At 66.9% G+C, this 9486-nt stretch carries 12 protein-coding genes and 1 riboswitch; of the genes, 4 read left to right on the plus strand and 8 right to left on the minus strand.

Annotated features, from left to right (window positions below):
* Positions 1-2 precede the first annotated feature (2 nt).
* From thiL to nrdR, 7 genes are all read right to left on the minus strand, one after another.
* Positions 3-962 carry a thiamine-phosphate kinase gene (thiL, locus tag AC2T4A_RS01130; protein WP_486742571.1) on the minus strand — a complete coding sequence of 320 codons (960 nt, stop codon included), beginning with the start codon at positions 960-962 and terminating at the stop codon, positions 3-5.
* A 148-nt stretch (positions 963-1110) separates the two neighbouring features.
* On the minus strand, positions 1111-1590 hold the full coding sequence (gene nusB, locus AC2T4A_RS01135) for a transcription antitermination factor NusB (RefSeq protein WP_416746317.1): 480 nt from the start codon (positions 1588-1590) through the stop codon (positions 1111-1113).
* Positions 1587-2063: a 6,7-dimethyl-8-ribityllumazine synthase gene (ribH, locus tag AC2T4A_RS01140; protein WP_015475395.1), complete on the minus strand. Its 477-nt coding sequence runs from the start codon at positions 2061-2063 to the stop codon at positions 1587-1589. The genes nusB and ribH overlap by 4 nt, the downstream gene beginning before the upstream one ends.
* A gap of 97 nt (positions 2064-2160) precedes the next feature.
* A complete protein-coding gene (gene ribBA, locus AC2T4A_RS01145; RefSeq protein ID WP_416746319.1) occupies positions 2161-3258 on the minus strand; it encodes a bifunctional 3,4-dihydroxy-2-butanone-4-phosphate synthase/GTP cyclohydrolase II in 1098 nt (365 codons plus the stop codon).
* A 16-nt stretch (positions 3259-3274) separates the two neighbouring features.
* Complete coding sequence (locus AC2T4A_RS01150; protein ID WP_416746321.1) at positions 3275-3943, minus strand: riboflavin synthase; 669 nt, start codon at positions 3941-3943, stop codon at positions 3275-3277.
* A 154-nt stretch (positions 3944-4097) separates the two neighbouring features.
* Positions 4098-4260: riboswitch (FMN riboswitch) on the minus strand.
* 122 nt (positions 4261-4382) lie between these two features.
* Entirely contained in the window at positions 4383-5492 is a 1110-nt protein-coding gene (gene ribD, locus AC2T4A_RS01155; RefSeq protein WP_486742572.1) for a bifunctional diaminohydroxyphosphoribosylaminopyrimidine deaminase/5-amino-6-(5-phosphoribosylamino)uracil reductase RibD, read from the minus strand.
* 5 nt (positions 5493-5497) lie between these two features.
* Positions 5498-5962, minus strand: coding sequence for a transcriptional regulator NrdR (gene nrdR / locus AC2T4A_RS01160; RefSeq protein ID WP_017521848.1), 465 nt, complete (start codon positions 5960-5962; stop codon positions 5498-5500).
* A 136-nt stretch (positions 5963-6098) separates the two neighbouring features.
* Between nrdR and AC2T4A_RS01165 the strand changes: the two genes are divergently transcribed.
* The 3 genes from AC2T4A_RS01165 (at position 6099) to trxA (ending at position 8294) form a co-directional block, all read left to right on the plus strand.
* Positions 6099-6566 (plus strand): YbaY family lipoprotein, encoded by a 468-nt coding sequence (locus AC2T4A_RS01165; protein ID WP_416746325.1) that lies wholly within the window; start codon positions 6099-6101, stop codon positions 6564-6566.
* Complete coding sequence (locus AC2T4A_RS01170; RefSeq protein ID WP_486742573.1) at positions 6563-7219, plus strand: class I SAM-dependent methyltransferase; 657 nt, start codon at positions 6563-6565, stop codon at positions 7217-7219. Before AC2T4A_RS01165 ends, AC2T4A_RS01170 begins: the two co-directional genes overlap by 4 nt.
* 205 nt (positions 7220-7424) lie before the next feature.
* Positions 7425-8294 carry a thioredoxin gene (gene trxA, locus AC2T4A_RS01175; RefSeq protein ID WP_478378478.1) on the plus strand — a complete coding sequence of 290 codons (870 nt, stop codon included), beginning with the start codon at positions 7425-7427 and terminating at the stop codon, positions 8292-8294.
* 124 nt (positions 8295-8418) lie between these two features.
* On the opposite strand, the gene AC2T4A_RS01180 is transcribed toward trxA, so the two are convergent.
* Entirely contained in the window at positions 8419-8769 is a 351-nt protein-coding gene (locus AC2T4A_RS01180; protein ID WP_486742574.1) for a hypothetical protein, read from the minus strand.
* A gap of 128 nt (positions 8770-8897) precedes the next feature.
* Here AC2T4A_RS01180 and AC2T4A_RS01185 point away from each other — a divergent pair, with 128 nt between their 5' ends.
* Positions 8898-9476: a DUF2796 domain-containing protein gene (locus AC2T4A_RS01185; protein ID WP_486742575.1), complete on the plus strand. Its 579-nt coding sequence runs from the start codon at positions 8898-8900 to the stop codon at positions 9474-9476.
* The last annotated feature ends 10 nt before the right edge of the window (positions 9477-9486 follow it).

Here is a 9486-nt window from a genome sequence, read left to right on the forward strand (position 1 = left end):
GGTCACTCCATGAAATGCAGGTAGCCGCCCTGACGCGGCGTGATATCGGCGCCAGCGCCATCGAGCACGCGCACGCCCGAACCGGCTTCCACCCTACCGACCACGCGCAGGGCCGGCCAGTTCGCCGAAAGTGCCGGCAAATGTTCCGCGGGCAGAGTAAAGGCAAGCACGTAGTCGTCACCGGCGCCGAGCTTGAGCTGTTGCGCGCGTTCGGCGCCCAGCAGGGCTTCCAGCGCGGGGCTTTCCGGCAGTTTGTCAGCCTCGACGATCAGCGCCACGCCCGAGGCGCGGGCAATGTGCCCGCAGTCGGCGAGCAGTCCGTCGGAAATATCCAGCGCCGCCGTAGCCTTGCCGCGCAGCGCCTGGCCGAAGGCCAGCTGCGGCTGCGGCGACCAATAGCGCGCCAGCAGCGGCTCGGCGATGGCCGGTTCGGCGGTCATCTCGCCCAGCACCAGCGGCAGCGCCCCGCCCGCCTCGCCCAACGGACCACCGACGCACAGCAGGTCGCCCGGCCGCGCACCGGCGCGGGTCAGCGCCTGCCCGGCGGGCACGCCGCCGAACACGGTGACGGTCATCGCTAGTGGACCACGAGTGGTATCGCCGCCGATCAGCGCCAGCGCGCATTCCTGCGCCTTCTGATTCAAGCCACGGGCGAAACCTTCCAGCCAGGCCGGATCGGCCTCGGGCAGGGTCAGTGCAAGGGTGAAGCCGATGGGCGATGCGCCCATGGCCGCCAGGTCGCTGGCAGACACCGCCAGGGCACGCTGGCCAAGCAGGAAGGGATCGCAGACGGTGGGGAAATGCACACCGACAACGAGCGTGTCGGTGGAAATCGCCAGCTGTTCGCCGGCCTTGGGTGCGAGGAGCGCGCAGTCGTCGCCAATCCCCAATGCCACTGCCTCGCCGCCGGCCGCACAGGCGGCCGAGGCGAAGTAGCGACGGATCAGTTCGAACTCACCCATGCCTCAGAACCTGTTCAGGATCTGTAGCGAGAGGCCGTCAGCGGGACGAAAAGCAGCGCAGGAACCGGAGTTTATGAGCCATAAATGAGGATTCCGAGCAGCGCATGCGTTCCGATCACGGTCTCGCAGTAAGATCATGGACAGGTTCTCAGCGCTTGGCGCCCCGGAGTTCGGCGGCGCGCAGGCGCGGAGCGAGCTTGTCCAGCACGCCGTTGACGAACTTGTGTCCGTCGGTGGCGCCGAAGGTCTTGGCCAGCTCGATACCTTCGTTGATGACGACCTTGTAGGGCACGTCCAGGCGGTTGCGCAGCTCGTAGGTGGCCAGGCGCAGGATCGCCAGCTCAACCGGATCGACTTCTTCCAGGGCGCGGTCCAGGCAGGGAGTGAACTCCTCGTCCAGATCGGTCTTCAGGCGCGGCACGCCGTGCAGGATCTCGTGGAAGTAGGCGCCGTCGACATCGCTGAAATCGTTCTCGGTGCGGAAGGACGCCTCGATCTCGTTGAGCGGCTGGCCAGCCATCTGCCAGGAATACAGGGCCTGCACCGCGAGGCTGCGGGCCTTGCGACGCATGGCGATCTTGTTCGGCTTGGCGGGCTTGGCCGGGTTGTTGCCGTCCTGGGTGCTCACTTGGCCTCCAGCTGCGACAGCAGGCTCACCATTTCCAGGGCGGACAGGGCAGCTTCGGCGCCTTTGTTGCCGGCCTTGGTGCCGGAGCGCTCGATGGCTTGTTCGATGGAGTCGACAGTCAGCACGCCAAAGGCGACCGGCACGCCGAACTGCAGGGAAACCTGCGCCAGACCTTTGGTGCACTCACCGGCAACGTATTCGAAGTGCGGGGTGCCGCCACGGATCACCGCGCCGAGGGCGATGATGGCGTCGAACTCGCCGCGCTGGGCGACTTTCTGCGCTACCAGCGGGATTTCGAAGGCGCCCGGAGCGCGGATCACGGTGATGTCGCTCTGGGCGACGCCATGGCGTACCAGCGCGTCGATGGCGCCTTCCACCAGGCTTTCCACCACGAAGCTGTTGAAGCGGCCAACCACCAGGGCGAAGCGGCCTTTGGGGGCGATGAAGGTACCTTCGATGGTCTTCAGGGTCATGGGCAAGTCTCACTGTTAAAGAGCCGGAGCGTCCGCGTGACGCTCCGCAAATAGGGTAGAAGAACGGCACCGCCGTGCCAGGGCACGGCGGCGAGGTTCATTCAGCGGGCAGGTATTCTACTACTTCGAGGTCGAAACCGGATATCGCATTGAAGCGCATCGGTGCCGACATCAGGCGCATCTTGCGCACGCCCAGGTCGCGCAGGATCTGCGAACCGGCACCCACGGTGCTGTAGGTGGTGGTCGGTTTCTGCACCGGCGCCGGGGTATTGGTGATTTCGCGGACATGCGCCAGCAGGTCCTCGCCGCCGACCTGGTGGCCCAGCAGCAGGACCACGCCGGTGCCAGCCTCGGCCACTTTGGCCATGGCGGCACGCAGGCTCCAGCGGCCCGCCTGGTTGACCATCAGCAGGTCGCGCAGCGGATCGGGATTGTGCACGCGCACCAGGGTCGGCTCTTCCGGGCAGACCTTGCCCAGGGTCAGCGCCAGGTGCACGTCGCCTTCCACGGAGTCACGGTAGGTGATGAGGTTGAACTGGCCCAGTTCGGTGTCCAGCGGCTGCTCGGCGAGGCGCTCGACGGTGCGCTCGTGGATCAGGCGGTAGTGGATCAGGTCGGCGATGGTGCCGATCTTGATGTTGTGCTGTTTGGCGAACTCTTCCAGTTCCGGGCGACGGGCCATGGTGCCGTCGTCGTTCATGATCTCGCAGATCACCCCGGACGGCTCGAAACCGGCCATGCGCGCGAGGTCGCAGGCCGCCTCGGTGTGGCCGGCGCGAGCCAGCACGCCGCCGGGCTGCGACATCAGCGGGAAGATGTGGCCGGGGCTGACGATATCGGCGGCAACGGCGTTCTTCGCGGCGGCGGCCTGTACGGTGCGGGCACGGTCAGCGGCGGAGATGCCGGTGGTGACGCCCTCGGCGGCCTCGATGGAGACGGTGAACTTGGTGCCGAAGCCGGAACCATTGCGCTGCACCATCAGCGGGATGCCGAGGCGCTCGCAGCGCTCGCGGGTCATCGGCATGCAGATCAGGCCGCGAGCGAAGCGGGCCATGAAGTTGATGTCTTCGGTGCGGACACACTCGGAGGCGATGATCAGATCGCCTTCGTTCTCGCGGTCCTCGTCATCCATCAGGATGACCATCTTGCCCTGACGCATGTCGTCGAGCAGTTCTTCAATGCTGTTGAGTGCCATACGGGGACGAGCCTTATCAGTGTTTCAGGAAGCCGTTGTCGGCCAGGAATGCTTCGGTGATGCCGCCAGCGCCGGCAGCGGGTTCCGCCGCCTTGTCACCGAGCAGCAGACGCTCCAGATAGCGCGCCAGCAGGTCGACTTCGAGGTTGACCAGGCGACCGCCGCGGTAGTCGGCCATGATGGTCTCCTGCACGGTGTGCGGGACGATGGTCAGCTCGAACTCGGCGCCATTGACCGCGTTCACCGTCAGGCTGGTGCCATCGACGGTGATCGAGCCCTTGAGCGCGATGTACTTGGCCAGCTCGCGCGGTGCGCGCACGGTGAACTGGATGGCGCGGGCGTTTTCCTCGCGCTTGACGATCTCGCCGACGCCGTCGACGTGGCCGCTGACCAGATGGCCGCCCAGGCGGGTGGTCGGGGTCAGGGCCTTTTCCAGGTTCACCCGGCTGCCGATTTTGAGTTGCGCGAAGGCGGTGCGCGCCAGGGTTTCGCGGCTGACGTCGGCCCAGAAGCCGTCGCCGGGCAGTTCCACCGCCGTCAGGCAGATGCCGTTGACCGCGATGCTGTCGCCGAGCTTGACGTCGGCGAGGTCGAGCTTGCCGGTCTTCACGTACAGGCGCACGTCACCGCCCTTGGGGGTGATGGCCGCGATGGTGCCGATGGATTCGATTATGCCGGTGAACATGAGGCCTCCCGCACGGCAAAGGCCGCTGGCCGGCAAGGCCGCGTAGCCAACAGGGAAAGATGATGCATGTGGCGAACTCCTGTTTTGGTTAAAAAACAGGGCATATCGATCGAAGGGACTTCTCGGGCGCGCGCAGGCACGCCCCGATGGCTCATCCCGTTCTCTCTTCATCCGGACTATGACCGTCGGCCCCGGAATCACACCGGGTCTGCTGACCCTGGCCATCCGGCGAACCGGTCTGGACAGGCGCTCGCGGGCTAGACGCATTGCGCGTCATTACCGCCGGTGGGGACTTTCACCCCGCCCTGAGAACGTCAATCGCGGTCGTTACAGCGTCGACCGCGTGTGGCGTTTTACCACAGGCCGGCGCAAGTCGGAAGCTTCCTATGGATCGCTCCGCACCCGCCGACAGGCCGATGACGACAGCGCCGGCGCGCCATCACAGTGGTCTGGCGGTGACCAGCCAGTCGTCACCCACGGCGCGGATGTCGACGATCTTCAGCTCGCGGGACTCGCTCATGCGCTCCAGCGGTAGCTCCAGCAATGGCCGCGCGGAGGAACCGAGCAGCTTGGGCGCCATGAAGATGCTGTATTCGTCCACCAGGCCGAGACGGGCGAAGGCGCCGGCCAGGCGTGGCCCGGCCTCCACCAGCACCTCGTTGACGCCACGGCGGCCGAGTTCACTGAGCAGTGCCAGCAGGTCGACCTGACCATCGAGGCCGGCAAGGTTCAGCAGTTCGTGGCCGACCACCGCGTAGTTCGGGTCGTCCTGGGTGCTCACCACCAGCGCCGGGCCGGCCTGGAAGAAGGTGGCGGTCAGCGGCACGCGCAGGCGCCCGTCGATCAGCACGCGCAGCGGCTGGCGCTGCGCGGCCAGCTCGGTCTGCTCGGCGTCCAGGCCCAACTCGTCCGGGCGCACGGTCAGGCGGGCGTCGTCGGTCAGCACGGTATCAGCGCCGGACAACACCACGCTGGACTGCGCGCGCAGGCGCTGAACGGCGCGGCGCGCGGCCGGGCCGGTGATCCACTGGCTTTCGCCGCTGGCCATGGCGGTGCGACCGTCCAGGCTCATCGCCAGCTTCACGCGGACGAACGGCAGACCGGTTTCCATGCGTTTGAGGAAGCCGACATTGAGGGCTCTGGCCTCGCTCTCCAACACGCCGGAGCGCACTTCGATGCCAGCTTCGGCGATGCGTTTCATGCCACTACCGGCGACCTGCGGGTTCGGGTCCTGCATGGCCGCAACCACGCGGGCGAGGCCGGCACCGATCAGCGCGTCGGCGCAGGGCGGCGTGCGGCCGAAGTGACTGCAGGGTTCCAGGGTGACGTAGGCGGTGGCGCCACGGGCCTTGTCGCCGGCCTGGCGCAGGGCGTGGACTTCGGCGTGGGGTTCGCCCGCGCGCACGTGCCAGCCTTCGCCGACCACCTCGCCATCACGGACGATGACGCAGCCGACGCGGGGATTAGGGTGGGTCGTGTACCAGCCCTTGCGCGCCAGTTCGATGGCGCGGGCCATCCAGACCTCATCCAGGCCTTTCACGGGATCCATGGCACTCATTCCTTCGACGGCTCGCGGGCCAGGCGCTCGATTTCCTCGCGGAACTCGTTGAGATCCTGGAAGCGGCGGTACACCGAGGCGAAGCGGATGTAGGCGACCTCATCGAGCTTCTGCAGCTCGGCCATCACCAGTTCGCCCAGCACCCGCGACTTGATCTCGCGCTCGCCGGTGGCGCGCAGCTTGTGCTTGATGTGCGCCATCGCCTCTTCCAGCCGCTCGATGCTCACCGGGCGCTTCTCCAGCGCGCGCTGCATGCCGGCGCGCAGCTTGTCCTCGTCGAAAGGCTGGCGGCTGCCGTCCTGCTTGATCAGGCGCGGCATGACCAGTTCGGCGGTCTCGAAGGTGGTGAAACGCTCACCGCAGGCCAGGCACTCGCGGCGCCGGCGGACCTGGTCGCCCTCAGCGACCAGGCGCGAATCGATGACTTTGGTGTCGTGGGCGCCGCAGAAAGGACAGTGCATGGCGTGTCTTGGGCAGTCTTGTCGGAGGAATAGGTAAGGGCCTCATGGTAGCGCATCGACTGGCCGAATAAACCCCGCTCCCACGAGACAGGCCGCAGGCATTAGGCTATACAGGCGCCGCCTGGAATCTGCCGCGATGGAGCCCGCCATGTTCGCCCGCCTGCTGTGCCTGTCCCTCACCGTCCTGCTGGCCGCCTGCGCCAGCGAGAAGCCCGCGCCGGCCGCCCAACCGGTCGCCGTCACGAAGAAATCGAGTTCCCTGCTGGACGAGCCCGTGCCAGCCAACATGCGTGCCCTCAGCGGCCAGCTCAGCAGCGCCCAGGGCTTCCTGCCGGCCGGCAGCGAAGTGGAGCTGGCACTGCTGGTGATCGATCAGCGCGACCGCCCGCAGCAGTTGCTCTCCAGCGAGAAGATGATCGCCACCGGCCAGGCCTTGCCGTTCCGCGTGGTGTTCAACCCGCAGTCCTTCCCGGCCGGCGCCCGCGTCGAACTGCACGGCCGCGTCTCGCAGTCCGGCCAGCTGGCCTGGCGCCTGCCGCCGGTGCGCATCACCCAGCCGGAAACCCGTGCCCTGGGCGAGTTGCGCCTGGAGCGCGCGCCGTGACGCCGCCGCTTTCCCTGCAGCAGGCGCTGGGCGAACTGCTCGGCGACGCGCGCCTGTCCGCTGAAACACTGCCCGGCACTGACATCCGCCTCTGGCTGATCGACGCGCAGAACATGGACCGCGAATTCAGCCCCGACGAAACCCGGCGCATCCTCGAAGAGCCGCCCTACTGGTGCTTCTGCTGGGCCAGCGGCCTGGTGCTGGCCCACTGGCTGGCCGAGAAGCCCGAATGGGTGCGCGGCAAGCGAGTGCTGGACTTCGGCGCGGGCTCGGGGATTGCCGCCATCGCTGCGGCCAAGGCCGGCGCCGCCGAAGTGGTGGCCTGCGACCTCGACCCGCTGGCGCTCGACGCCTGCCGCGCCAACGCCGAGCTGAATGGCGTGGAGCTGAGTTATTCGGCGGACTTCTTCCAGGAGGAAGACCGCTTTGATCTGATCATCGTCGCCGACGTGCTCTACGACCGCGCCAACCTGCCGCTGCTGGACGAATTCCTCAGCCGCGGCCGTGAGGCCCTGGTGGCCGACTCGCGGGTGCGCGACTTCAGCCATCCGCTGTACCAGCGCCTGGGGATTCTCGACGGTTGCACCTGGCCGGACCTGGCCGAGCCGGCCGAATTCCGCCACGTCAGCCTGTATCACGCCGCACGCGCATAACGCCGGCGCGGAGGGTCGAACGATCGCGGACAAAGTCCGCTCCTACGCGCGTCCTTGCGCCGCGCTCACCGGTTACGTAGGAGCGGACTCCGTCCGCGATGGCATTCCGACAACACCACAGGCCGGGCTGGGTTGTTTCCGTTCCAGAACGCCCCCACTTATAGTGGCAATCACCTTCATCGCCCCACTCGATTCGAGATTTCCCATGAGCGATACGCCCTACATCTTCGACGCCAGCATCGCCAACTTCGATCAGGTCGTCATCGAGAACTCCTTCCACAAGCCGGTCCTGGTGGACTTCTGGGCCGACTGGTGCGCCCCGTGCAAGGCACTGATGCCGCTGCTGGCACAGATCACCGAGTCCTACCAGGGCGAGCTGCTGCTGGCCAAGGTCAACTGCGACGTCGAACAGGACATCGTGATGCGTTTCGGCATCCGCAGCCTGCCCACCGTGGTGCTGTTCAAGGACGGCCAGCCGGTGGACGGCTTCGCCGGCGCGCAGCCCGAATCGGCGATCCGCCAGATGCTCGAACAACACGTGCAACCGCCCGCCCCGGCCGCCGGCAATCCGCTGGAGCTGGCGCAGGCCGCCTTCAACGAAGGCCGCTTCGCCGACGCCGAGGCGCAACTGAAAGTGCTGCTGGGCGAGGACAACACCAACGCTGCCGCGCTCATCCTCTACGCCCGCTGCCTTGCCGAACGCGGCGAGCTGGGTGAAGCCGAGACGGTGCTCGACGCCGTGAAGGGCGACGACCACAAGCAGGCACTGGCCGCTGCCAAGGCCCAGCTGACCTTCCTGCGCCAGGCTGCCGACCTGCCCGATGCCGCCACGCTGAAAACCCGCCTGGCCGCCGACGCCAACGACGACGAGGCCACCTACCAACTGGCCGTCCAGCAACTGGCCCGCCAGCAGTACGAGGCCGCGCTGGACGCCCTGCTCAGGCTGTTCGTGCGCAACCGCAGCTACGGCGAGGACCTGCCGCGCAAGACGCTGGTCCAGGTGTTCGACCTGCTGGGCAACGACCACCCGCTGGTGATCGCCTACCGCCGCAAATTGGCGAACGTACTGTACTGACGAAAAGGGCGCCGCGAGGCGCCCTTGTCTGTATGTAGGAGCGAGGGGGACGCCCAGTTCTTGCTCGCGAACCGAACCCGCTGCGGGGCTGTTCGCGAGCAAGCTCGCTCCCACAGTTAACCTGTTACACCTCTGCCCAAGTGAAGAACTGCACGCCATCGCGCACCTCGATCTTCACCTTGGGGCTGTGCCGCAGGCGCACCAGCAGGCCCTTCGCGGCTCCGGCGCTACCGGCGAGCGCCGCCAGTTCGTCCAGCAGTTGAGGTCCTTCACTGCTGCCACTGCGCCGCAACAGGTCCTGCGCCGCCAGCCACAGCTGGTCCACCGGCGCTCCCGCAGGTGCAGGCGCAGCAGCGGCCACTGGCGCCACGGCGGCGGCCGGCAGGTTCTGCGCCAGCCGCACCCAATCGGCGTCATCCATTTCCACGCTCAGGTCCACCGGCCAGTCGCCGATGGTGCCCTTGATTCTCAGCATCGCCTTCTCCTCGCGCTGTTTCGCGCATGCTCCCACGGCATCGGCGCTACGCCAAACCCACGCTAAGCTGGCCTTAATTTTTCATCTGTTATAACGTAACAAAATCATTCATCAGACCGGAGTCTCCCATGCGCCCCCTGCTCCTCGCTGTCGCCCTGCTGCCCCTAGCCGCCCAAGCCCACGACGAACATGAACATGGCAGCCTCGGCAAGCACGAGCATGGCGTCGCCCAGCTCAACGTCGCCCTCGACGGCAAGACCCTGGAACTGGAGATGGACAGCCCGGCGATGAACTTCGTCGGCTTCGAGCACGCCGCCGCCAGCGACGCCGACAAGGCCACGGTCGCCGCGGTGCAGGCCCAGCTCAAGCAGCCGCTGCAACTGCTCGGCCTGCCCGCCTCAGCCAAGTGCAGTGTGCAGTCGGTAGAGCTCTCCAGCCCGCTGTTCGGCGATGCGCCCAAGGCCGACGACGATCATGACCACGAACACGCCGATGGCGACCACGACGAGCACGAGGGCCACCATCACGCCGACATCGACGCCCACTACCAACTGACCTGTGCCCAGCCGCAGGACCTGGCCACTCTCGATTTTGCGCCGCTGTTCAAGCGATTCCCGGCGACCCAGAAGATTCAGGTACAACTGATCGGCCCGAGCGGCCAGCAAGGTGCAGAATTGACCGCCGCCAACCCGATCCTGAACTTCTGATCACGACGCG

Source organism: Pseudomonas sp. PVC-3-1 (genome assembly GCF_057444315.1).